The sequence below is a fragment of the Pseudomonas sp. SbOxS1 genome (assembly GCF_013416725.1).
In the GTDB taxonomy this organism is placed as follows: Bacteria; Pseudomonadota; Gammaproteobacteria; order Pseudomonadales; family Pseudomonadaceae; genus Aquipseudomonas.
Map to the genome: position 1 here is coordinate 400,913 of NZ_JAAVXC010000004.1, position 23,517 is coordinate 424,429.

The 23,517-nt window shown below is 60.8% G+C and carries 22 protein-coding genes, 1 tRNA gene and 1 pseudogene; 18 read left to right on the forward strand and 6 right to left on the reverse strand.

Annotation, left to right across the window (positions count from 1 at the left end):
* Position 1 precedes the first annotated feature (1 nt).
* The 16 genes and pseudogenes from HFK74_RS08120 (at position 2) to HFK74_RS08195 (ending at position 17,482) form a co-directional block, all read left to right on the forward strand.
* Positions 2–817 (forward strand): ABC transporter permease, encoded by an 816-nt coding sequence (locus tag HFK74_RS08120; protein WP_008059431.1) that lies wholly within the window; start codon positions 2–4, stop codon positions 815–817.
* Complete coding sequence (locus HFK74_RS08125) at positions 814–1,602, forward strand: ABC transporter ATP-binding protein (protein ID WP_180203060.1); 789 nt, start codon at positions 814–816, stop codon at positions 1,600–1,602. Before HFK74_RS08120 ends, HFK74_RS08125 begins: the two co-directional genes overlap by 4 nt.
* 12 nt (positions 1,603–1,614) lie before the next feature.
* On the forward strand, positions 1,615–2,340 hold the full coding sequence (locus HFK74_RS08130; protein ID WP_180203061.1) for an urea amidolyase associated protein UAAP1: 726 nt from the start codon (positions 1,615–1,617) through the stop codon (positions 2,338–2,340).
* Between the two features lie 11 nt (positions 2,341–2,351).
* Positions 2,352–2,993 carry an urea amidolyase associated protein UAAP2 gene (locus tag HFK74_RS08135; protein WP_008059426.1) on the forward strand — a complete coding sequence of 214 codons (642 nt, stop codon included), beginning with the start codon at positions 2,352–2,354 and terminating at the stop codon, positions 2,991–2,993.
* A 265-nt stretch (positions 2,994–3,258) separates the two neighbouring features.
* The gene (gene uca, locus HFK74_RS08140; protein WP_180203062.1) at positions 3,259–6,888 is read left to right on the forward strand and encodes an urea carboxylase; all 3,630 of its coding nucleotides are present in this window, start codon (positions 3,259–3,261) and stop codon (positions 6,886–6,888) included.
* A 24-nt stretch (positions 6,889–6,912) separates the two neighbouring features.
* Positions 6,913–8,691: an allophanate hydrolase gene (gene atzF / locus HFK74_RS08145; protein ID WP_180203063.1), complete on the forward strand. Its 1,779-nt coding sequence runs from the start codon at positions 6,913–6,915 to the stop codon at positions 8,689–8,691.
* Between the two features lie 229 nt (positions 8,692–8,920).
* Positions 8,921–10,414 (forward strand): sensor domain-containing diguanylate cyclase, encoded by a 1,494-nt coding sequence (locus HFK74_RS08150; protein ID WP_180203064.1) that lies wholly within the window; start codon positions 8,921–8,923, stop codon positions 10,412–10,414.
* Positions 10,401–10,619 (forward strand): cysteine-rich CWC family protein, encoded by a 219-nt coding sequence (locus HFK74_RS08155; protein WP_032831586.1) that lies wholly within the window; start codon positions 10,401–10,403, stop codon positions 10,617–10,619. The genes HFK74_RS08150 and HFK74_RS08155 overlap by 14 nt, the downstream gene beginning before the upstream one ends.
* Before the next feature lie 36 nt (positions 10,620–10,655).
* The gene (locus tag HFK74_RS08160; protein ID WP_180203065.1) at positions 10,656–11,348 is read left to right on the forward strand and encodes a pseudouridine synthase; all 693 of its coding nucleotides are present in this window, start codon (positions 10,656–10,658) and stop codon (positions 11,346–11,348) included.
* A gap of 311 nt (positions 11,349–11,659) precedes the next feature.
* Positions 11,660–12,544, forward strand: coding sequence for an alpha/beta fold hydrolase (locus tag HFK74_RS08165; RefSeq protein ID WP_180203066.1), 885 nt, complete (start codon positions 11,660–11,662; stop codon positions 12,542–12,544).
* A 174-nt stretch (positions 12,545–12,718) separates the two neighbouring features.
* Positions 12,719–12,792, forward strand: a tRNA-Gly gene (locus tag HFK74_RS08170).
* A 305-nt stretch (positions 12,793–13,097) separates the two neighbouring features.
* A complete protein-coding gene (locus tag HFK74_RS08175; RefSeq protein ID WP_180203067.1) occupies positions 13,098–14,645 on the forward strand; it encodes a Fic family protein in 1,548 nt (515 codons plus the stop codon).
* A 258-nt stretch (positions 14,646–14,903) separates the two neighbouring features.
* A complete protein-coding gene (locus tag HFK74_RS08180) occupies positions 14,904–15,764 on the forward strand; it encodes an RHS repeat-associated core domain-containing protein (protein ID WP_257230282.1) in 861 nt (286 codons plus the stop codon).
* 357 nt (positions 15,765–16,121) lie between these two features.
* Positions 16,122–16,391, forward strand: a complete 270-nt coding sequence (locus tag HFK74_RS08185) for a short-chain dehydrogenase (protein ID WP_180203069.1) — start codon at positions 16,122–16,124, stop codon at positions 16,389–16,391.
* 74 nt (positions 16,392–16,465) lie between these two features.
* Positions 16,466–16,729, forward strand: a pseudogene (locus HFK74_RS08190) (type II toxin-antitoxin system HicB family antitoxin); the annotation flags it as partial.
* Between the two features lie 24 nt (positions 16,730–16,753).
* A complete protein-coding gene (locus HFK74_RS08195) occupies positions 16,754–17,482 on the forward strand; it encodes a bifunctional 2-polyprenyl-6-hydroxyphenol methylase/3-demethylubiquinol 3-O-methyltransferase UbiG (protein WP_180203070.1) in 729 nt (242 codons plus the stop codon).
* 8 nt (positions 17,483–17,490) lie between these two features.
* On the opposite strand, the gene tam is transcribed toward HFK74_RS08195, so the two are convergent.
* Positions 17,491–18,261 (reverse strand): trans-aconitate 2-methyltransferase, encoded by a 771-nt coding sequence (tam, locus tag HFK74_RS08200; protein ID WP_180203071.1) that lies wholly within the window; start codon positions 18,259–18,261, stop codon positions 17,491–17,493.
* Between the two features lie 280 nt (positions 18,262–18,541).
* Here tam and HFK74_RS08205 point away from each other — a divergent pair, with 280 nt between their 5' ends.
* Positions 18,542–18,952 (forward strand): low affinity iron permease family protein, encoded by a 411-nt coding sequence (locus HFK74_RS08205; protein ID WP_180203072.1) that lies wholly within the window; start codon positions 18,542–18,544, stop codon positions 18,950–18,952.
* Positions 18,953–18,997: 45 nt separating this feature from the next.
* Here the strand turns inward: HFK74_RS08205 and HFK74_RS08210 are convergent, their stop codons facing one another.
* The 5 genes from HFK74_RS08210 to HFK74_RS08225 all read right to left on the reverse strand — a co-directional run bounded on the left by HFK74_RS08210 (position 18,998) and on the right by HFK74_RS08225 (position 22,844).
* Positions 18,998–19,501 (reverse strand): DUF4142 domain-containing protein, encoded by a 504-nt coding sequence (locus HFK74_RS08210; protein WP_180203073.1) that lies wholly within the window; start codon positions 19,499–19,501, stop codon positions 18,998–19,000.
* A gap of 74 nt (positions 19,502–19,575) precedes the next feature.
* Complete coding sequence (locus HFK74_RS33115; protein WP_081504815.1) at positions 19,576–19,731, reverse strand: stress protein; 156 nt, start codon at positions 19,729–19,731, stop codon at positions 19,576–19,578.
* A gap of 117 nt (positions 19,732–19,848) precedes the next feature.
* Entirely contained in the window at positions 19,849–21,195 is a 1,347-nt protein-coding gene (locus HFK74_RS08215) for a bifunctional diguanylate cyclase/phosphodiesterase (RefSeq protein ID WP_180203074.1), read from the reverse strand.
* A 60-nt stretch (positions 21,196–21,255) separates the two neighbouring features.
* Entirely contained in the window at positions 21,256–21,894 is a 639-nt protein-coding gene (locus HFK74_RS08220) for a LysE family translocator (RefSeq protein ID WP_008059408.1), read from the reverse strand.
* A complete protein-coding gene (locus tag HFK74_RS08225) occupies positions 21,891–22,844 on the reverse strand; it encodes a LysR family transcriptional regulator (protein ID WP_180203075.1) in 954 nt (317 codons plus the stop codon). Before HFK74_RS08225 ends, HFK74_RS08220 begins: the two co-directional genes overlap by 4 nt.
* 77 nt (positions 22,845–22,921) lie before the next feature.
* Between HFK74_RS08225 and HFK74_RS08230 the strand changes: the two genes are divergently transcribed.
* Positions 22,922–23,410: a DMT family transporter gene (locus HFK74_RS08230; RefSeq protein WP_180203076.1), complete on the forward strand. Its 489-nt coding sequence runs from the start codon at positions 22,922–22,924 to the stop codon at positions 23,408–23,410.
* Positions 23,411–23,517: the final 107 nt, after the last annotated feature.

Below are 23,517 nucleotides of genomic sequence, written 5' to 3' on the forward strand. Positions count from 1 at the left end.
CATGCGCCTGATCAATCGCCACCCGGATCGCCCGAGTCGCCTGTTGCTGGTGATCCTGCCGTTCGCCCTGCTGCTGTTCGCCTACTTCATGGGCTCGGCCGAGCGCCTGGCGGACAACCCCAACGACAAACTGCTGCCCAGCGCCGTGCAAATGAGCGACGCGGTCAAGCGCCTGGCCTTCGTTGCCGACAGCCGCACCGGCGAATACCTGCTGTGGCAGGACAGCGCTTCCAGCCTGCGACGCCTGGCCATCGGCCTGGGCATCAGCGCGCTGGCCGGGCTGTGCCTGGGCATCGCCGCCGGCACCCTGCCGTTGTTCGGCGCGCCGTTGTCACCCTTGCTGACCGTGCTATCGATGGTGCCGCCGCTGGCGATCCTGCCGATCCTGTTCATCGTCTTCGGCCTGGGGGAATTGTCGAAAGTGATGCTGATCGTGATCGGCATCACCCCGGCCCTGGCCCGCGACCTGGAACAGCGCGCCCGGGAGATCCCCGTTGAACTGCTGATCAAGGCCCAGACCCTCGGCGCCTCGACCTGGACCCTGATGTTGCGGGTGGTCCTGCCGCAGTTGCTGCCGCGCCTGCTGATTTCGCTGCGCCTGATGCTGGGTTCGGCATGGCTGTTCCTGATTGCCGCCGAGGCCATCGCCTCCACGGACGGCCTCGGCTACCGGATTTTCCTGGTGCGCCGCTACCTGGCGATGGACGTGATTTTGCCGTACGTGGTGTGGATCACCCTGCTCGCCTGGCTGATGGATTGGGGCCTCAAACGCCTGACCCTGCGTGCATTCCCCTGGTATGAAGGAGCGCGGGCATGAGCTTCATCACGGTGAACAATGTCTGGCAGCAATACGCCGACCAGGTGGTGCTCGAAGGCCTGAACCTGAGCGTCAACGAGGGTGAGTTCTGCACCCTGGTGGGCGCCTCGGGTTGCGGTAAATCGACCTTCCTGCGCCTGTTGCTCGGCCAGGAACGCGCCAGTCGTGGCCAGATCCTGCTTGACGGCCACCCCCTGGCCGCTGAACCGGACGCCAGCCGTGGCGTGGTATTCCAGCGCTATTCGGTGTTCCCGCACTTGAGTGTGCTGGACAACGTCGCCCTCGGTCTTGAATTGCCGCGCTCGCGCCTACTGGGCCGGTTGTTCGGCCATGGGAAAAAAGACGCCCGCGAACAGGCCTCGGTCCTGCTGCACAAAGTCGGCCTCGGTCATTCCCTGGACAAGTACCCGGCGCAACTGTCCGGCGGCATGCAACAACGCCTCGCCATCGCCCAGGCGTTGATCATGAAGCCGCGGGTATTGCTGCTCGATGAACCCTTCGGCGCCCTCGATCCGGGCATCCGCAAAGACATGCACGCCTTGCTCCTGGAACTGTGGCGCGAGACCCAATTGACGGTGTTCATGGTCACCCATGACCTGTCCGAAGGCTTCAGCCTCGGCACCCGTTTGCTGGTATTCGACAAGGTCCGCGTCGACCCGCACGCCCCCGGCGCCTATGGCGCGCGCATCACCTACGACATCCCTTTGAACAGCGACCGCCGCGCCCAGCGTGCCGCCGTCGACGCCCTGCCGGCGCCATTGGCAGGCACGCTTCGTATTGCTTAGAGGAATTTTGAAATGACTGATTCGACCCAACTGTTCCCGCCCTTCGCCGAAGAAATGCTGCCCGGTGGCGGCCACCGTTCCTTCGTGCTCAAACGCGGCCAACTGCTGCGCCTGACCGACCTGCGCGGCGGTGCCAACGTCAGCCTGACGCTGCTCAACGCCAACGAAAAAACCGAACGCCTGAACCTGCCCGACAGCCTCAAATGCCAACACACGGCCAAGCTCACCGCCGGCCATTGCCTGTACTCGGACATGGGTCGCGTGCTGGCCGCCATCACCGCCGACAACTGCGGCTGGAGCGACAGCCTCGGCGGCGTGCTCTGCGCTGAAGAAGTCGCGCAAAAGTACGGCGCAGGCCGCTATCAGGAACTGCGCAACGGCTTCTTTCGCAACGGCACCGACAACCTGTTGGTGGAGCTGGGCAAGTGGGGGCTGGGCCTGTCCGACCTGCTGATGACCCTCAACCTGTTCAGCCGGGTGAACGTCGATGAGGCCGGGCGCTTTCACTTCGTCGAGGGCAATTCCGGGGCCGGCGACTACATCGAGTTGTACGCGCCGATGGACACCCTGGTGGTGCTCACCGCCCTGCAACATCCGATGGACCCGGCGCCGGAATATGCGCCCAAACCGCTGAAGCTCAGCTGGATGAACGCCGACCCCAGCGTCGCCGAACACTGCCGCACCTCGCGCCCGGAGAACGAGCGCGGTTTCATCAATACCGACCGTCTGTTCGCCTGAGGATCGCTGCCATGTCACTTGCAATCGCCACATCTCCGAAGCAACCAGAAGCAGCGATCTACCGCGCCACCATCCCCGCCGGCGAACCCTGGCTGATGGAGGTCAAGGCCGGCCAGACCCTGCGCATCCTCGACCTGGAAGGCAACCAGGCCGTCGACACCCTGTTCTACAGCGTCGCCAACCCCAAGGAACGCTACGACGTGCAGCGCACGTTGCGCCGCCAGAACAGCGTGTACCTGAGCACCGGCAGCGTGCTGTATTCCAACCTCGGCAAGCCGATGCTGACGATCGTCGCGGACACTTGCGGGCGTCACGACACCCTGGGTGGCGCCTGCGCCCAAGAGAGCAACACCGTGCGCTACGCCCTGGAAAAACGCTACATGCACAGCTGCCGCGACAACTACCTGCGCGCCTGCGTTCACGACGGGCGCCTGGGCAAAGGTGACATCGGGCCGAACATCAATTTCTTCATGAACGTACCGGTCACGGCGGACGGCGGGCTGACCTTCGAAGACGGGATTTCCGCACCGGGCAAATACGTCGACCTGCGTGCCGAAATGGACGTGATCGTGCTGATCTCCAACTGCCCGCAACTGAACAACCCGTGCAACGCCTACAACCCGACCCCTGCGGAGCTGCTGGTATGGAACTGAGTCGTCTGCGCCGCTGGCTGTTCGCCCTGTGCCAGGCCCGCTCAGGCCAGTGCATTAAATAACCCCCCACCCTTGTAGGAGCTGGCTTGCCAGCGAATGGGCCAGCACTTTCAACGATGGTGTGACTGACACACCGCTTTCGCTGGCAAGCCAGCTCCTACTGGGGGTGGTGGTGTTTGAAGAAAATTGCTTTCTCCGCCGGGGACGACCCCGGCGCTCATCGAAAAACTGCGGGACGGCCCGCATCCCCTCCAGGGGTTATGCCATGTTCGAAAAAGTCCTGATTGCCAACCGTGGCGCCATTGCCTGTCGCATCCTGCGCACCTTGCGCGAACTGCACGTTGCAGGCGTCGCCGTGTACTCCGAAGCCGATGCCGCGAGCCTGCACATCCTGCAAGCCGATGAAGCCCACAGCCTGGGTGAAGGCGCGGCGGCGGGTACTTATCTGGCCGTCGAGAAAGTCCTCGCCATCGCCAAGGCCACCGGCGCCACCGCGATCCATCCCGGCTACGGCTTTCTCTCGGAAAACGCCGCCTTCGCCCAAGCCTGCGAAGCCGCCGACATCGCCTTCATCGGCCCGACCCCGGAGCAGCTGCGGGTGTTCGGCCTCAAGCACACCGCCCGCGCCCTGGCCCGGCAACACGGCGTGCCGATGCTCGAAGGCACCGAACTGCTCGACAGCCTCGAAGCGGCATTGATCGCCGGCGAGCAGGTCGGTTATCCGGTGATGCTCAAAAGCACCGCCGGCGGTGGCGGCATCGGCATGCGGGTGTGCCGCAGCGCGGTCGAATTGAGCGAATCCTTCGAAGCGGTCAAGCGCCTGGGGCAGAACAATTTCAGCGACGCCGGCGTGTTCATCGAGAAGTACATCCAGCGCGCCCGGCATCTGGAAGTGCAGGTGTTTGGCGACGGTCGCGGCGAGGTGATTGCCCTCGGTGTGCGCGACTGTTCGGTGCAGCGACGCAACCAGAAAGTCCTCGAAGAAACCCCGGCACCGAACCTGCCCGAGGGTATGGCCGATGAACTGTGCGCGGCAGCGATCCAGCTGGCCAAAGCGGTGAACTACCGCAGCGCCGGCACCGTCGAGTTCGTGTTCGACAGCGATGCCCGGCGTTTCTACTTCCTTGAAGTGAACACCCGTTTGCAGGTGGAGCACGGCGTTACCGAGCAAGTCTGGGGCGTCGACCTGGTGCGCTGGATGGTGCAACTGGCAGCGGGTGACCTGCCGCCGTTGAGCGAGTTGAGCCGGGGCTTGAAAGCCGAGGGCCATGCGATTCAGGCGCGGTTGTATGCCGAAGATCCGGGTCGGGATTTCCAACCGAGCCCCGGCTTACTCACCGCGGTCAATTTCCCCGTCGCCGATGGCAAACAACTGCGCATCGACACCTGGGTCGAGGCCGGTTGCGAGATCCCGCCCTACTTCGATCCGATGATCGCCAAGCTCATCAGTTGGGCACCGACCCGCGAACAAGCGGCTGCCGATCTGCATCAAGCCTTGGGCGAAAGCCTGCTCTACGGCGTCGAAACCAACCGTGATTACCTGCGGCAGATTCTGCTCGATGCGCCCTTCGCCAGCGGTCAGCCGTGGACCCGTTGCCTGGAAGGCCTGGTTTATCAGGCCAACACCTTCGAAGTGCTCAGCGCCGGCACCCAGACCAGCGTCCAGGACTATCCCGGCCGCCTCGGTTACTGGGCGGTAGGCGTGCCGCCATCGGGGCCGATGGACAGTCGTGCGTTGCGCCTGGGCAACCTGTTGCTGGGCAATGACGAAGGCGTTGCCGCGCTGGAAATCACCATGAGCGGGCCGTTGCTGCGCTTCAACTGCGACGCGGTCGTTGCCGTCACGGGCGCGGTGATCCCGCTGACGCTAAACGGCGAAAGCGTGGCGATGAACACGGCGTTGATGATTACAGCCGGTGCCACGTTGAGCCTCGGCACGATTGCCGGAGCAGGCGCGCGCAGCTATCTGTGCGTGCGCGGTGGCTTGCAGGTGCCGGATTACCTGGGCAGCAAAAGCACCTTCACCCTCGGCCAGTTTGGCGGGCACGGCGGTCGAGCCTTGCGGGCGGGTGATGTGTTGCATGTGCCGGCGTTGAACGATCGGAGCGTCGGTGCGCAACTGCCTGAAATCCCTGAGTTGCCTGCCGTACGGCACATTCGCGTGATCTACGGCCCGCATGGTGCGCCGGAATACTTCACCGAGAACTACATCGGCACGTTCTTCGCGACCCAGTGGGAAGTGCACTTCAACTCCAGCCGAACCGGCGTACGCCTGATCGGGCCGAAACCGGAATGGGTGCGGGCTGACGGGGGTGAGGCTGGTTTGCATCCGTCGAACATTCACGACAATCCGTACGCCATCGGCGCGGTGGATTTTACCGGCGACATGCCGGTGATCCTGGGGCCGGACGGTCCTAGCCTGGGTGGGTTCGTGTGCCCGGTGACGGTGATCGAGGCAGATCTTTGGCAGCTGGGACAGCTCAAGGCCGGGGACAAGGTGCAGTTCCAACCGGTCGACCTCAAGACCGCCCGCAACCTCGCCGTGAAATGGAATACCCCCTGTAGGAGCTGGCTTGCCAGCGAAGAAGTTGATGCGGTGTCAGGTCTGTCCCCTTCGCTGGCAAGCCAGCTCCTACAGGGGGTTGTGTCGCCTGTGGTGTTGGATTTGGGTCAGGGGGATACGCGGCTGGTTGCACGGCTGTCCGGTGATACACACCTGCTCCTTGAAATAGGCGCCCCCGAACTCGACCTCGTCCTGCGCTTTCGCGCCCACGCCCTCATGCAGGCCCTGGAAAGTAAACACCTGCACGGCGTGATCGACCTGACCCCAGGCATCCGCTCGCTGCAAGTGCACTACCAACCCGAGCAGCTGCCGCTCGCTGACTTGCTCGGCATCGTGGCCGGTGAATGGGACGCCGTGTGCGCCGCCAAAGATCTGCAGGTACCCTCGCGCATCGTCCACTTGCCGCTGTCCTGGGACGACCCGGCCTGTCAGCTGGCCATCGAAAAGTACATGACCACCGTGCGCAAGGACGCCCCCTGGTGCCCGAGCAACCTGGAGTTCATCCGCCGCATCAACGACCTGCCGAACCTCGATGAAGTGCAGCGCACGGTGTTCGACGCCAGCTACCTGGTGATGGGCCTGGGCGATGTCTACCTCGGCGCACCGGTGGCCACCCCGCTCGATCCGCGCCATCGCCTGGTGACCACCAAGTACAACCCGGCCCGCACCTGGACCGCGGAAAATTCGGTGGGCATCGGTGGCGCCTACATGTGCGTGTACGGCATGGAAGGCCCCGGCGGTTATCAGTTCGTCGGTCGTACCCTGCAGATGTGGAATCGCTACCGCGAAGTCGCCGCGTTCGATGGCAAACCCTGGTTGCTGCGCTTCTTCGACCAGATCCGTTTCTACCCGGTCAGCGCCGATGAACTGTTGCGCATTCGCCGGGATTTCCCCCTCGGGCGCTTCCCCCTGAACATCGAGCACAGTCAGTTGAACCTGGCCGATTACCAGGCCTTCCTGGCGCAGGAGGCCCAAGGCATCAACGCCTTTCGCGACCAGCAAAAAGGCGCATTCAACGCCGAACGCGAACGCTGGATCGCCAGCGGCCAGGCACATTTCGACAGCGAAGAACTGGCCCCGGAGGTGACCGAAGACGCGCCACTGGCCAGCGGTCTGCAGAGCGTCGACAGCCACATCGCCGGCAACCTCTGGCAGGTTCAGGTGCAAGCCGGCAACCGGGTCGAGGCCGGTGATGTGCTGGTGATCCTGGAGTCGATGAAGATGGAAATCCCGCTGCTCGCGCCCATGGCCGGCGTGGTGCGCGAGATTCGCGTGCAGCCGGGTTCGGCGGTGCGTGCCGGGCAACGCGTCGTGGTGCTGGAACTCGACTGAACCCATTTCGAAAGGACGAATACCATGAACATCAATCTGCAACTCGACGCCCTGCGCAACGCTTACCGCGACGGCAGCACCACGCCCCGGCAACTGCTGCTGAGCCTTCGGGACAAAGCAGCGGCACTGAACCCGGACTATCACCTGTTCATCCATTTGCTCAGCGCCGAAGAACTGGAACCCTATCTCGCCGCCCTCGACGGCCGCGACATCGACAGCCTGCCACTGTACGGCGTGCCGTTCGCGATCAAGGACAACATCGACCTGGCGGGCATTACGACCACCGCGGCCTGTCCGGCGTTTGCCTACGTACCGCAACGTTCGGCGACCATCGTCGAGCAACTGCTGGCACTCGGCGCCGTTCCCCTGGGCAAGACCAACCTCGATCAGTTCGCCACCGGTCTCAACGGCACCCGTTCGCCCTATGGCGCGTGCCCCAACAGCGTGCTGCCGGAGTATCCGTCCGGTGGTTCCAGCGCCGGTTCTTCACTGGCGGTGGCGCTCGGTGTGGCGAGCTTTTCCCTGGGCACCGACACCGCGGGCTCCGGGCGGGTGCCGGCGGTGTTGAACAATCTGGTGGGGATGAAAGCCACCAAGGGCCTGGTTTCCACCGCCGGCGTGGTGCCGGCCTGTCGCACGCTCGATTGCGTGACGACCTTTACCGCGACCGCCCGGGAGGCCAGTCAGTTACTGGCATTGACCGCGAAACTCGACCCACGGGACGCGTACAGCCGCAGTAACCCGTTGTGGAATGACGGCTCGGCGTTCGGCGCGATGCGCGGGTTCCGTTTCGGTGTGCCCCGGGCGCAAGACCTGGAATTTTTCGGCTGTGCTGAAGGCCCGTTGCTGTTCGCCGATGCCGTCGAGCAACTCAAGGCCTTGGGCGGCGAAGCCGTGGAGCTGGACCTGTCGCCGTTCCTCGAAGCGGCGCGCTTGCTGTACGAAGGCCCTTGGGTCGCCGAGCGCTACAGCGTGGCCGGCGAGCTGATGGAGGAAAACCCGCAAGCCGTGTTGCCGGTGATCCGCGCCGTACTGGCCAAGGCGCCAGCGGTCAGCGGCGTGCAAACCTTCCGCGCGCAGTATCGGCTGCAAGCGCTGAAAGCCCTGTGCGACAAAGCGCTGGAGGGCCTCGATTGCGTGGTTACGCCGACCATTGGCCGCCCGGTCACACTGGCGGAACTCGACGCCGAACCGGTGCTGCGCAACAGCGAACTGGGCTACTACACCAACTTCATGAACCTGCTCGACTACGCCGCCGTCGCCGTGCCCAGCGCATTCATGGACAACGGCCTACCCTGGGGCGTGACCCTGTTCGGGCGGGCGTTCACCGATCAATACCTGTTGAGCCTGGCCGATGGCTTGCAGCGCCAGCAAGGATTGGCGGCCCCGGCGCCGAGCGCTGTTGCGCGCAACGACCGGGCGCGGCTGGTGGTCTGTGGCGCGCACCTGGATGGCCTGGCGTTGAACTGGCAGCTCAAGCAGCGTGGCGCGCGTCTGGTGGAAAGCACGTCCAGCTCGGCTGATTATCGACTGTATGCCCTGGCCGGTGGCCCGCCGTTTCGTCCGGGCATGGTTCGGGTCAAGGACGGCGGCGTGGCGGTTGCCGTGGAAGTCTGGGAACTGCCGAGCAGCGAACTGGGTTCGTTCCTCACTGGCATCCCGGCACCGTTGGGGCTGGGCAAGGTGCAGTTGGCGGATGGCCGCTGGGAAAGCGGGTTTATCTGTGAGGCCTATGGGTTGGAGGGGGCGGTGGATATCAGCCATTTGGGTGGCTGGAGGGCCTACCTGAAAACCCTCGCCTGACCCACCCCTGCGGGATCGTTCCCCACGCTCTGCGTGGGAATGCCTCAACGGACGCTCCGCGTTCGGCTCTGGAGGGGACGCGGAGCGTCCCTGGCTGCATTCCCACGCAGAGCGTGGGAACGATCGATGTCAAAACACAGGAGCGACCATTCGCGACGTACATGGAGCAGTTATTTCCCGCCGCAACCCTTAGAATGCTTGCCATCGGATTGCTGACAATGGAACTGCCATGCCACTTCGCTCGCCGCTGTATTCCCAACGGTCGTTGGTCCTCACACTGGTCGCGTTGCTGGGCGCAGGCTTCCTGGCCACCTCCTTTCTCAGTTACTACGCCTCGCGCGCGTCGATCCGCGACAACATCGTCAATACCGAGCTGCCGCTGACCTCGGACACCGTCTACTCGGAAATCCAGAAAGACCTGGTCAGGCCGATCCTGATTTCCTCGATGATGTCCCGCGACACCTTCATGCGCGACTGGGTGGTCAACGGCGAACGCGACACCTTGCAGATGACCCGCTACCTCGACGAGGTCATGACCCACTACGGTGCCTACACGGCTTTTTTCGTCTCCGACGCCAGCCTGACCTACTACCACGCCAAGGGCGTGCTCAAGCAGGTCAAGTTCACCGAGCCCCGGGATGCCTGGTACTTCCGTGTCCGTGACATGAAGGATCCCTACGAGATCAACGTCGACCCGGACCTCGCCAACAAGGACAACCTGACCGTCTTCATCAACTACAAGGTCTACGACTACCACAACCGCTTCATCGGCGCCGCGGGTGTCGGGCTGACGGTCGATGCGGTGATCAAGCTGATCGACAAATACCAGCAGCGCTACCAGCGCAGCGTGTACTTCGTCGACACCTTCGGCCGCCTGGTGCTCACCGGGGCAGAAGGCGGGCCGCAGGGTGCCCTGGCCGGGCAGACCCTGGCCGAACTCGACAGCATGAAAGACCTGCTCAGCCAACTGCCCAAGCCCCATAGCGGCAGCTACGAATACTCGGGCCAGGGCCAGGGACATTTCCTCAACGTGCGGTTTATCCCGGAGTTGAACTGGTACCTGTTCGTCGACAAGCGCGAAGACGGCGACCTCAACGACATCCGCCACTCGCTGTACCTCAACCTGCTGATTTGCCTGGTGGTCACACTGACCGTGCTGGCCCTGCTCAACCGCGTGATCAAACGCTACCAGGGCCAGATCCAGACCCAGGCCACGCTCGACAGCCTGACGGAGCTGCCCAACCGTCGCGGCTTCGACCTGCTGGCTGCGCAAGCGATGCACGAAGCCCAGCGCGAACCCAGGCCGCTGACGGCCCTGCTGCTGGACCTGGACCACTTCAAGGCCTTGAACGACACCTACGGCCACCTGGCCGGCGATCAGGTGCTGATTGGCTTCGCCCGAGACCTGGAAAGCTGCCTGCGCCACTCCGACATCGTCTGTCGCTGGGGCGGCGAGGAATTCATCGTGCTGCTCAAGGACACCGACGGTGACGGCGGCCAGGTGATCGCCGAGAAAATACGCCGGCATGTGGAGCGACAGCCCTATGCGTACAATGGCAACCACTTGCAACTGACCGTCAGCATCGGCCTGACCACCCTGCAACCCGATGACACCTTGCACACCCTGCTGTCGCGGGCCGATCATGCGATGTATCGGGCCAAACAATCGGGCCGCAACCGAACCTGCGTGGAACTGCCGCATCCTGCTTATGACAAAGCCTGACCTCTGCCCCGCCTGCGGCGCACCCAACGACTGCACCCTGGCCGACCCAAGAACCGCTGACCGTGCATGCTGGTGCTACGGCGTCAGCATCGACCCGGCGGTGCTCCAGGCGCTGCCCGCCGAACTGCGCAACGCCGCCTGCCTGTGCCCGCGTTGCGCCGAGGTCGAAGCGCAGTTGCAAGCAACGGCGCAGTCGATCAAGTAAGATGCGCGCCCCCGTTCTTCACTGATCCTCAAATTCATGCGCGTCGACAGATTCCTCAGCAACCTGCCCTGCTTCAACCGAAAGCAAGTGCGCTTGTTGCTGGTGGAAAAGCGCGTCAGGATCGACGGCCAGACCGTCTGCGATCCCCACGCCGACGTTCGCGAATTCAGCCGAGTCGAAGTCGACGACGAGGTGCTGCAAGCCGGTAAACCGCTGCGTCACTTCATGCTGCACAAACCCGCCGGGTGCGTCAGCGCCACCCGCGACCCGCAGCACCGCACCGTATTGGACCTGATCGGAGAACCGGACAAGGATGACCTGCACATCGCCGGGCGCCTGGATTTCAACACCACCGGCCTGATGCTCATCACCAACGATGGCAGTTGGTCGCGACGCCTGACCCAGCCGCAGACCAAACTGGCGAAGGTCTACTACGTTGAAACCGAGCAGGACATCGGCCCCGAATACGCGGTCACCTTCCGTGAGGGGCTGTATTTCGCCTTCGAAGACCTCACCACCCAACCCGCCGGGCTAGAGCTGCTGGGCCCTAAAAGCGCGCGCCTGAGCATCGTCGAAGGCCGGTACCACCAGGTCAAGCGCATGTTCGGTCATTTCAACAACAAGGTGACGCGCCTGCATCGCGAACGCATGGGTCCGCTGGTGCTCGACAACGCGTTGAAACCGGGTGAGTACCGCCCGCTGAGCGACCTAGAGATCGAATTGATCTAAGCAGTCTACCGCTCAGCAGAAGTTGTCGAACAATTTACCAAAGGCACTTGCGCGATGACGTGACGCCTGCTTGAATCAGGACGTCGGCCGAAATGTGACCGATGAGTCACGAGATACATCCAAGAAACTTTTTGCCGGTAGGGACCCTCGGGTTCCGGCCTCACCCGGCAGACTGCCCGCCAATAACAATACCCGTCGACCGGGCTGCATTGGATCGACATGGGCTAACAATTTCAAGGCGTATGCCTACCTGTCACAAAGCTCGTGCAATCTCATTTGCGCGCATACCCGCTTGCCAGGAGTCTTATGACATGAGGCCAGAAATCGCTGTGTTGGATATACAGGGTCAGTATCGGGTTTACACGGAGTTCTATCGCGCAGACGCCGCAGAGAAGACCATTATCTTGGTCAACGGCTCGATGGCCACGACTGCGTCGTTTGCACAGACCGTGAAAAACCTCCACCCGCAGTTCAATGTGGTCTGCTACGACCAGCCCTACGCGGGCAAGTCCAAAGCCCACAACCTGCATGAGAAATTGCTGACCAAGGAAGTCGAAGGGCAGATCCTCCTGGAGCTGATCGACCACTTCGCCGCCGAACACGTGCTGTCGTTTTCCTGGGGTGGCGCCGCGACCCTGGTCGCCTTGGCCCATCAGCCACGACGCATCGAAAAAGCCGTGATCAGCTCGTTCTCCCCGGAGATCAATTCGCACATGCTCGATTACCTCGAGCGCGGTGTCGACTACCTCGGTAGCCGCGATGGCGACCGGGTCGGCAACCTGGTCAACAGCACCATCGGCAAACACTTGCCGACGCTGTTCAAGCGCTTCAACTACCGCCACGTCAGCAGCCTGGCCGATCACGAATACGGTCAGATGCACTTCCACATCAGCGACTTGCTGCACAGCGACCGCCAGTGCTTCTACAAGGCGGCGCAGAAAATCAACGTACCGCTGCTGTTCCTGAACGGCGAATGGGACGAATACACCGCCGCCGATGACGCCCGGTTGTTCGCCGGCCACGTGCAACACGCCACTTTCACGACCCTGGATGCAACCGGCCACTTTCTCGACATGGAACACAAAGCCGCCTGCCGAGACAGCCGCAATGCGTTACTGGGGTTCCTGAAGCCGGCCCAGCACGAAAGCCGACCGCGTTTCCACTACGTTCAGGACCACCATGCATTGTCCCTCTGAAGTAGCGTCATCGCGAGCAAGCCCCGCTGCCCTTGCGTAATCCCGTAGGAGCGAGGCTTGCCCGCGAACGACCGTCACAGGGTCCGTGGATGTGATTCACCCGAGCTAAAGCCATCAAACGCAAAGAAAAACTTCATTTCCACGCGCACATCTGGTACAAAGTCACCGCTCTGAGCGGGTGTCGTATAATGGCATTACTCCAGCTTCCCAAGCTGATAACGAGGGTTCGATTCCCTTCACCCGCTCCAACCTAATTTTTGTCTCACGTTGTTTTTTGACGGGGGATGCAGATATAGAAAAACCGGCCTTCAGGGCCGGTTTTTTTGTGCCTGGGATTTGGTGAGACCCGGCTTGTCAGTCCCGCTGGTCGACAAGCAAATACCCCCGCCGCTGCAGTGACTACCCTGAGTTCGTTAGCGTTTTTTATTCAAAACCCGGATTCAGTATCAAATTTCATCAGGTGTTAGCGTTTTCACACCTGCGTAAATTAGCGTTTTCGCATAGGATCGACGTTCTGTTAGCGTTTTTCTTGCCTCAGTAAAGGATTTCGTCAATGCAAGTCGGTTTCAAAGCCCTCGCGAACCACTACGACATCGCATTGGCGCAGCCTCTGCGCGTCGAGTCCATGATCGGCTCCACACGTGTCAGACGTGAAAGCGACGGGCATGTGGAGAACCGGTATCCGCCAAGCTACCGGCCCGCAGACGACTTTGCAGGACATTTCGAATTCGGCCTCAAGTACGAAGAAATTCATCTTGAGTTCTTTGCCCGTCTGTTTGCGGCCGTCGGTCCGCAGTCGGTCGAAGACTGGTGTCGGCGGGAGCCTTTCGGTCAGTACGCCCGTCGCACGGGATTCCTTTACGAATGGCTGACAGGTGAACACCTGGATGTGCCCGACGTGACCAATGGCGCCTACGTTGATGCACTTTCGGCAAAAAATTACCTGACTCGTCGCGAGTCGTTACGAACGCGGCGTTGGCGAATCAATAACAATTTGCCGGGAACGCCTGAGTTCTGTCCCTTGGTTCGTCGTACGGCACCCGTGCAAGAAGCTCTGCAATTCGATCTGCGCGAAGCCCTGTCCGAGCTGGATCAGGCCTTTGGCGCCGACATCCTGATGCGTACGGCCAGTTGGCTGACATTCAAGGAATCGCGCGCAAGCTTTCTCATTGAAAAGGAAGCCGACCAGGCTGATCGCATCCAGCGGTTTGCCCATGTCATTGCCCAGTACTGCGGCCATATCAAAGACCCGTTGAGCAACGACAGCCTGCAGTCCCTGCAAGCCGGCATTCTGGGACGTGACGCCATCGGACTGGGCTTGCGGCGCTCCCCTGTATTCGTGGGGCAAGCCACAATGCGCGAGGACATCGTGCACTACATTGCCCCCCACTCCAGAGACCTTGATCAGCTACTGGCGGGACTCAACGAATTTGAAGTCGCAACGCGTGGCGCGGAATCGCTGGCACGTGCCGCTGTGTTGGCCTTTGGCTTCGTCTATATCCATCCCATGCGCGATGGCAATGGCCGGATCCACCGCTTCCTCATCAACGACACCTTGATTCGCGACAAGGCAGTGCCCGACGGCGTAATCCTGCCGGTGTCAGCCACCATCACCAGTTCGATCGACTTCCGGGCCGGCTACGACCGTACGCTCGAAGTGTTCTCACGCCCGTTCATGCGACGGTACGCGACGGCCTATCGCTTCGGCGAACTGGTGACCTACGAGGACGGAACACCCAGCAACTTCATCTTCGATGAATACGAGGATGCCTGCTTTGCCTGGCGGTATCCGGACCTGACCGAACACGTCCTGTACACCGCACGGGTTGTCGAGCACACGATTCGCAAGGAAATGGCGGATGAAGCCCGAGTGCTGGTGATCTTTCAGCGAGCTCAGGAGCAGTTGAAAGAGGTACTGGAAATGCCGGACCAGGATGCGAATCGCATCATTCGTTCCATCAAGGAGAATGGTTGGATGGTGTCGGGCAAGCTGAAGAAAGCGTATCCGCAGCTTGAAGATGAGCGCATGGCGGAGCGGGTTGTGGAGGCTGTGCATTCGGCGTTTGAAGACCGTGAGATGGGAGGCAGTGAAGAGAAATGAATCCGTCACCTTTTACCTTTTTCCAAATTCACCTTCGCCGAGCTCACTGATGCAGGCTGAAATTGAAAGAACTATCAGATCTGCTAGTACAGAAGCCGGATCAACTGTTGTAAAACAACAATACCGCCCTCAGTATCCAGAAGCCCCTCTATGGTTACGCCCAGTCAAGTCGAGCAAGACGAACGAAAAACGATTCTACTCGCAACAAATCAGAGCCAATCGGTACTCGCGCAAGTGAGTCAAGATGGTGTAAATCCAATGGCATACACGGCTTATGGGCACCTCTCAAGCGAGCGTATCCCTTCAACCTGCCTGGGTTTCAATGGCGAGATAATCGAGCCACATACTCGTTGGTACCTGCTAGGTAACGGCCATCGGGCCTATAACCCAGTACTGATGCGTTTCCACAGTTCAGACAAGTTGAGCCCGTTCGGCGCAGGTGGATTGAACTCATACATGTACTGTGTCGCAGACCCCGTCAATCACCGTGACCCATCAGGGCGCGTCATTGAAACGGTTATTGTGAGTCAACTGCTTGGGGTTGGAGGTGGGGCGTCCTCGTTAGGAGGTATGGCGCTTTCCTTGAGCACCAGTGCGCGCTTTAGCGGAAAGGGAGTTTTGGCCCTGGGTACCGGGGCGGGTGGCATGCTACTTGGGGCAGCGGCATTTGCCAATTCTGCTCCTGTAATAGCACCAGTCCTGGCTGGTGCTGGTTTCATTGCTGGAGTAGCCACCGTGAAACTGGCTTACGAGGTGGCAAAAACAGCAACTACAAGGGGCACTCAATGGTTTCAGTCGGTCGCTCGGGTCATCGATAGACCGCCTCGATATTCAACTTTGTCATTGCGGGATACGCCGCCGCCATCATTCGCCACCGCAATCTTTGGCCCCCCGCCAGCATACAGTCCATCGAGAGCCCCGACTCCCATGGCAGCTACACATTCGACCGCACGTAATGTATCGCCTCAAACTGCCCCCCTTGTGCAAAATGCAAGTCTTGCGAGAGACCCGGAGCACTTCTTGAATCGCCCTGAGCTACATAGAGCCCAGATGGGAGAGCTTCCTCAAGTGCAAATCATAGTTGAAACATCTAAAAGAATCAGACGCTCTCCAACCTAAGCCCGGGCCCGCAAGCTTTACGGTGAAAACCCGGCATGCTTTTTAAAAAAAGCTTCGTCCTACATGACATTAGGAAATGTCCGTACACTTGCGCATTGCTGTGCTTTTGCCACGAGGCCTATAGTCCGAGCGCGCCCATATGGCGTGTCGGGTTTGGCGACCTGAAGTGGAATGCAAAAGCGCACTGGCTTGCTTGCAGGCGTTTTTGCATCTGTAGAGTTGTCGTTTTTGGCAACTGTGCGCGGGAGATCTTTGGATCTGCCGGCTTCCACTCCGGTTCGCCAACCTGCGTACAGTTGCCACCCTATCGTTTGGCGACGATTGGCTGGTAAACCTCAACTAAGTGGAGCTTTACGCATGAAAGAATTCATGGCCTTAACCAGCAACGCCGACGACTTACCCTCCTTGTATGTCAACACCAGCCAACCTCTACACTCCCTGCTCAGTACGGCCAGCTACAGAATACGAGCCGTGACTCAGCTGCTTGAAAAGCTCGCGATACGCGGCGATCTATCCTCTGACACTGTGGTGCTGAGTGACTTTGCATTGCTCTGCTGTGTGCCCTTGCGCGACGGTTGTGATGTGCTGGACGTCATTGCACGACGTATGGACGCAGAGCGGTCCTGACGCTCAATTGGGCGCCTTTCGGTCGCCCTTTTTGGTTCATGGACCCAGCAGCCGTGCCATGGAGGACGATGAAGATGCTTTACCCGATAGCGATTTCAAAGGGCGATGACGACCACGCGTGGTGCGTAGAAGTCCCCGACTTACCGGGTTGTTTTTCTGCCGGTCAAGATCTGGCTAATGTAATGGTCATGGCCCGCGAAGCCATTGAGGGTCACTTGGAGATCCTCGCAGAGGATGGTGCCCCTATGCCGTTAGCCAATGACGTTGCGCAGCATGAGGACAATCCAAAATACGCAGAATGTACGTGGGCGTTGGTGGACATCGATGTGCGTACAAAATGAATTAAACGGAGCGCCCGGCATATGACTCAAAACATCTACGACAACCCCGATTTCTTCCAGGGCTACAGTCAAATGGCCCGCTCCATCAATGGCCTGGATGCCGCACCGGAATGGCCTGCGCTGAAGGCGTTGTTGCCGCCGATGCAAGGCTTGAATGTGGTGGATCTCGGTTGCGGTTACGGCTGGTTTTGCCGTTGGGCCAGTGAGCAAGGTGCCCACAGTGTGCTGGGCCTGGACGTTTCGCAGAAAATGCTTGATCGGGCTCGAAGCACAACCTCCTCCACCAATATTCGCTACGAACGCGCAGACTTGGAACAACTCAAACTTCCGGCAAACAGTTTCGATTTGGCCTACAGCTCGCTTGCGCTGCATTACATCAAGGATTTGCCGGGGCTGTTCGCCAATATCCACGCAGCGCTCAACCCCGGTTCGCGGTTTGTGTTTTCCATTGAGCACCCGATTTTCATGGCGCCGCGTAATCCCGGCTGGATCACCGACGCCGAGGGCCGCAAGAGCTGGCCGGTGGATAGCTATCAACTGGAAGGCGAGCGCGTGACCAACTGGCTGGCGGATGGCGTGATCAAGCAGCACCGTACCGTTGGCACGTTATTCAACAGTCTGATTGGTGCCGGTTTCAGCATCCGGCATGTCAATGAATGGGGGCCGACGGACGCCGAGGTCCAAGCGCAACCGGCATTGGCCGAAGAGCGGGAGCGGCCGATGATGATGTTGGTCAGTGTTCAGCGCTGATTGATGAATCAGCGCGTCGCCACCAGAAACAAGCGCGGGAACGGCAGCAATACCGAACCATCGGCCAATGCCGGATAGACCTGTTCGATTGCAGCCTGATACTGCTTCAGAAACTGCACGCGCTCAGCCTCATCCAACGGTTCGAGGAACGGCCGCAATCCACTGCCCTTGAACCACTCCACCACACCCGACGCGCCGCCCGCCAGCGGATGATGGTAAGTGGTGCGCCATACATCGACGCGGGTGCAGCAGGCTTTCAGCATCGAATAATAAACGCTGGCTTCGGCCATTTCGGTACGTTGTCCGGCGACTTCAGCAAGTTTGCTCGCCCAGGGACCGTCAGCCGCCACTTCTCGCATCAAGCGGTGTGAAGGTTGATTGAGGTTGTCCGGCATCTGGATCGCCAGGCTGCCACCGGGCGCAAGTTTGCTCACCAGCGCAGGCAGCAACGTTGCGTGATCGGGTACCCACTGCAGCACCGCGTTGGCAAAAATCACATCGAACGGGCCACTGTCATTCCAGGTGTCTATGTCAGCAACATCGAAACGCACCTGCGGCAGGCGCTTGCGCGCGGCTTCGATCATGTCGGTAGAACTGTCCAGCCCACGTACGGTGGCATCGGCGAAGCGCTCCACCAGCAACTCGGTCGAGTTACCCGGACCACAACCGATATCGATGGCAGAGCGCACTGCCCCGGCGGGAATGGCGGCCAGCAGGTCGCGAGCGGGACGGGTGCGTTCATCTTCAAAGGCGACGTATTGTTTGGCGGACCAACTCATTGCGTTCTCCTGTCGGTGTTGTTCAGCCTCGAGGCGACAACCGGTTCGTCACGATACATCGACTGTCAGGTTCTGCTCTATTCCACTTTTGTTGTGCTACCGAAACTGTAGGAGCCGGCTTGCCGGCGAAGACGTCCTTGAACATTGCGTTGGTCTTTCGGGCGCCTTCGCCGGCAAGCCGGCTCCTACAGGATTTTCCATTCGCTAATGGGTAAAGACCGAATTTTCACCCGGCCGCCACTGTCTGAAATTCAGGCGCCCTCTTATAAGGAAAACGGCCATGAAATTCGCAAAAATCGCCCAAAAACTTGCCCTCTGGACCGGCAGCCCCACGACGTTCCTGGGGGCGATCATCCTGATTTTAGTGTGGGGGTTGAGTGGGCCTATTTTCGGTTTCAACGACACCTGGCAGTTGGTCATCAACACCTCGACCACCATCATCACCTTCCTGATGGTGTTCCTGATCCAGAACACGCAAAACCGTGACACAGACATTCTGCACCTGAAGGTCGATGAGTTGCTGAGAGTGACGAAGGAGGCGCAGAACGCGATGCTGGGGCTCGAGGCGCTGGACCTCAAGGAGCTGGAAGCCTTGAGAAAGCACTACCGCAGCCTGGGCGAAGGCCAGACCATTGCCATTGATGGCACCGTGGTGCAGGAGAAAGGCAAACAGGATCTGAACAAGTGCTGATCGCTAGTGCACGGGTGACCGCGAGTCACCCGCGCAGGCGAAGGCTCAGCGACTGGCCTGCAGGGCCCTGGCCATTTGCAGGTGATTTTGCAGCTTTGGCAGGGTCTCTTCAGCGAACGCCTTGATTTGCGGCACGTCGGTGGTCTGGGCCGTTTGCTCCAGCTGCTCGATGGCTTCCTCGGTGGTCTCGACCTGACTGGCCGCGTAGGCCTGGTCGAAGGTCGCGCCCTCCATGACTTGCGGCATCAGGGCCTTGGCTTTTTCCATCACCTCTTCACGCGGCGCCACCGGCAGGTCCAGTTCCTTGGCGATTTTTGCCAAGTGCTGGTTGGCGGTCGTGCGGTCGTTGATCACGACGATGGTGTAGTCCTTGACCTCCTTGGATTCGGACTTCTGGTGCGCCAGGCGACTGGCTTCGATGTCGGCGATGCCCTTGGCCGATGCATCGTTGATGAAATCGGTGGGTGTCTGGGCGAAGGCACTGTTGGCGCACAGGCCCAGTAACGCGGCTATGCCGCAGTTGCGTAATCGGGTGGCCATAGGGTTCATGGTCGCGCCCTCCTCAGTAAAAATTCAAACGGGAGCTTTCGCTCCCGCTTCTCAATCAAAACCACCTGCATCCCTTACTTGGATTTCTGGCCGGGTTTGCGGCCCATCTCGGATTTGGAGGAGTCTTTATCAACAGTCGTGGTCGTGGTTTTCCCACCTTTACGACCGGCTTCAGACGTCTTCGTTCGATCGTTGGCATGTCCCGAGTTCGAGTTTCTTGAGTTAGGCATGATTCTCTACCTCTTGATGATGAACGCGGCGAGCCGTCGCCCGCATAGATTCTGAATTTCCACGCGCCAAAAGGTTTAGAAAAGCTGAAATCGCCGCGACGAACGGTGAGGACAGGTTCAGACGAGCCGCAAGTGTTGCTCGCGCTTGGCGGTGTACATCGCCTCGTCGGCGTGCCTGAACAGCTGCTTTTCTTCGGTGCCGTGCTCAGGGTACTGGGCAACACCGATGCTCGGCTGGATGTGCAGGCTGTGCCCGTCCAGGCGCATGGGAGCCGACAGTACCTGGCGAATTTTCCCGGCCACGCAGTCGGCATCGCCCGAGGCGTGGATGCTGTGCAGCAACACCACGAACTCGTCACCGCCAATACGCGCCACCGTGTCGGTTTCGCGCACACAGCCTTTGAGCCGATTGGCCACGGTTTGCAGCAACATGTCGCCGACTGCATGACCGTGGGTGTCGTTGACTTCCTTGAAGCGGTCAAGATCGACGTACAACAGGGCCATGCGTCCGTGGTCTTCCCGCGCCGAGTCCAGGGCCCGCTTCAGCCGGTCACGCAACAGTTCGCGGTTGGGCAGCTGGGTCAACTGGTCGTATTGGGCCATGTGCTGCAGGCGCGTGTGCAACTGCTTGCGCTCGATAGCCGTCGCGACTTGCGCGCAAACATATTGCAGCAACTCCTTGTCCCGCTCGGTGTAACGCTCGCCTCCCGGCACGCTTTTGACGATCAGGGCACCAATCGTGCCGTTTTGCGAGTTCAGCGGCACGCCCAACCAGCACGGCGAATGCTGCCCGCTGACCAGCGCCTCGAACTCCGAGGGCAGGTCGCTCTGGTCCGGCGTCAGCAGGATCGGCAGGCCGTTGTGGATCACCTCCGCGCACAGGCGCGCGGTGATGGTCCCGGGCTGTTCGGGGTGCGGCTCGTGGTCGTCGACGTGATAGGGAAAATTCAGCTGCGCACACTGCTCGTCATACAGCGCCACGGAAAAATTCAACGCCGGCAACCATTCGCCGATGATCAGGTGGATACGTTTGAACAACGCCAGCAAGTCTTCCGCCGCATGGGCCGCTTCGGAAATCGCATACAACGCCGCTTGTCGGGATTCGGCCAGCTTGCGCTCGGTAATGTCGTGGGCCACGGCGATGCGCAGCTGATCGACCTCTGACCAACGCGCCGACCACAGGATATTGACCACCCGGCCGTCCTTGCGCAGGTAGCGGTTTTCGAAATTGAGCTTGGGCTCGCCGTCCATGATGTCCTTCGCGGCGTCGAGGGTGCGCTGGCGATCGGCCGGGTGGACCAGGTCGATCATTGGCCGGCCAATCAGCTCGTCGGGGGTGTAGCCGAAAATGCGCTCGCACGCCGCGCTGACAAATACGAAGCGGCCTTGTTTGTCGACCGCGCAAACGGCGTCCAGCAGGAGGTCAATGTAGCTCGCCAACGGTGCGGAGTTTGTGCTGGTCATGGTGCCTGCAGCCATTAAGAACCCTCCCTGACCGAGCGCCGACGTGTCCTTCGATCAGCGTCAAGCCTTGTTCGTCACCAGCCCCGGCAGTGCATGCGCCAGGGCGTTGATGGCGAAACCGATAAACATCAACCCGCACAACCGGGTGATAGCCAGTTCATGGCGTTGATACAAGGTGCGCACCTGGCGCGCGCCGACGATGCCGATGAGGATAGCGTAGGCCAGCAGGCCACCGACGAAACTCAAGACGATCAGCCACGGCAACATTGACCAGGTCAGCAACTCAGCCCGGCTGGACAATAGCGCAGTGAAGGTGGCCACAGCCACCGGGTACGCCTTCGGATTGGTCAGGCCGAACAGGATGCCGTGCCAGAACGGCTGTCGCGCAGGCCCCTGCGGCGCCTCGCCCACCCTTTGACGCGCCCGCACCGCGCGCCAGCCGAGCCAGAACAGGTAGAGCCCGCTGAGCACGCCCAGCACATCGAAAGCCGTGCTGCCGATTTCCCGCGCACCGACGATGGCTATCAGCGCGGTACTGCACCAGACCACGTCCCCCAACAAATGCCCGCAGAGAAACCCCGCCCCCGCCCGTCGTCCGTGGGCGGCGCCGATGCCGAACACCGCCAATACCCCCGGCCCTGGCGTGATGCCATAGATGAAGCCCGAGGCGAGAACGGCCATTAGCAGGGATGGGGTCATGGGAAGTCCTTTTGAGCTGTTTGGGTGAATGGGCGCCAGTCTATATCAGCTGAGGCTCGCTCGATTTGCGCATTCAGCCAATTCAACGCCTGGTCCCCTCCCCGGCGCTTGTGCCAGGCCAAGACAAAGGTAAACGACGGAATCTCGAACGGCGGCGGCAGGACGATCAATGCCTGCTCATCGATATCGCGCAAGGCCCGGGACGCGACGGTGAGGATCAGGTCGGTACCGCTGATGAATTGCGGGGCCACGCTCCAGTGCGGCAGGCTGATCGCGACGCGACGGCGTTCACGCAAGGCTGTCAGGGCGCGTTCGATTTCCGGGGTGCCACTGCCGCGCATTTCCAGCAGCACGTGCGGGCGCGACAGGTAGGTCGGCAGGTCGAGGACGCCGTCGTCGGGCAGGCTTTGGCGGTCTACCAGGCAGGCGTAATGCTCCTCGAACAGCGCCGTGCTGCGCAGTTCGTTGGGCATTTCCGGAAACACCCCGGCGGCGACATCGATATCACCGTTGAGCACCCCTTCGAGCATGCCTTCACGGCTGGCGTGGCTGATTTGCAGGTCGATGCCCGGCGCTTCGCGACGCAGCCTGCGGATCAATCCCGGCAGGACGATGGCGGCGCCGTAGTCAGACATCGCCAGGCGAAAGGTGCGTTTGGCCGTGGCCGGCTCGAAGGCGTTCGGCGCCAGCAGAGATTGCACCTGGGCCAGGACTTCGCCCAGCGGGGCCATCAGCTCCAGCGCTCGGGGAGTTGGTACAAGGCTGGCGCCGGCGCGCACCAGCAAAGGATCACCGAGCAAATCGCGCAAGCGCGCCAGGGCGTGGCTGACGGCAGGCTGGCTCAGGTGCAGGCGCTCGGCCGCGCGAGTGACGTGTTGTTCGTTGAGCAAGGCGTCGAGGATCACCAGCAGGTTGAGATCGATGCGCCGTAGATCATTCATTTGATGCATGTTCTGGATAGCAAAACGGAATTTAAATCTGCGCGATGAATACTCTAGAGTCCAGCAAAACCTGTTGGAGGATAAATATGAGTACGTTGCACGGGATCGGCCTTCTATTGCTGGCGGTGATTGCCGGGGCGGTGGTGCCCTTTCAGAGCGCGATCAACTTCAACCTCGGGCGCGGTTTGGGTCATCCGTTGTGGGCGACGTTGGCGTCGTTGCTGGTGAGCATTGTGGTGTTGTCGCCGATCATGTTGGCGATGCGTTTGCCGTTGCCTTCGGTGGCGTTCATTACCAAAGCTCCACTGTGGATGTGGGCCGGTGGTGCTTTTGGGGTCGTTTTCATTTCGTTGGCGGTGATGCTGCTGCCCAGGCTTGGCGCTTCTGGATTCATGGCCCTGGCATTGGCGGGGCAAGTCGTGGCTTCGCTGGTGCTGGATCACTTTGGCTGGTTCGGGTTGGTGGAGCGGCAAATCACCTTGCCGCGATTGGCTGGGGCGGTGCTGCTGATTGGCGGGGTGGTGTTGATTCAGTTTGGCGCCATGCCGGCCAAGTCTTTGGCGGCTGCGGGTTGAAGTCTTTACCGAGCGTTCAATGTTGATTGTCAGTCAGTCTTCGCGAGCAGGCTCGCTCCCACAGTGGATCGGTGGCGTCCACTGTGGGAGCGAGCCTGCTCGCGAAA